The sequence below is a fragment of the Geobacillus sp. ZGt-1 genome (assembly GCF_001026865.1).
Lineage (GTDB): Bacteria > Bacillota > Bacilli > Bacillales > Anoxybacillaceae > Geobacillus > Geobacillus thermoleovorans.
On the sequence record NZ_LDPD01000013.1, the window covers coordinates 342446 to 342831 of the forward strand.

General features: G+C 53.6%; 1 protein-coding gene. It reads right to left on the reverse strand.

What is annotated here, in order from left to right; translation table 11 throughout:
• Window positions 1-33: 33 nt before the first annotated feature.
• Entirely contained in the window at window positions 34-303 is a 270-nt protein-coding gene (locus tag VU18_RS05925) for a DUF2564 family protein (RefSeq protein WP_011230852.1), read from the reverse strand.
• Window positions 304-386: the final 83 nt, after the last annotated feature.

Consider the following 386-nt stretch of genomic DNA (forward strand, 5'->3'; position numbering starts at 1 on the left):
GATTTCGTTGCATCTATATATATCGTTTTGCTGTTATTGCCGCGCCTCGCGAAGCTGGTGTTCGGCGCGGGCCAATGTTTGTTCGCAACGGGCGAGAAAATCACCGTCGACGCCCGTTGCTTCTTGGCGGGCGCGTGCAAGTTGGTCGCGGGCGTTTTTCACCGCTTGTTCGGCATGGCGAAGCATCTCGGGATCGAGCTGCATCGTCGCCTGGCCGACCATTTTCTCCGCCGTCTCGACGAACATTTCCACTTGCTTTAAGTCGTTGTATCCCGTATGTACGTCGGCATCGCGTCTGGCCATATGAACACCTCCCTTTTTTTATTGTTCGCCGCTTGGTTGAATCTATGCAAATCGCAATGAAAAAGGCACCCTGCTTAAGCAGG

Bases quoted from the DNA above. Each gene is read 5' to 3' on its own strand.
- VU18_RS05925 (WP_011230852.1), bottom strand. From the start codon at position 303: ATGGCCAGACGCGATGCCGACGTACATACGGGATACAACGACTTAAAG.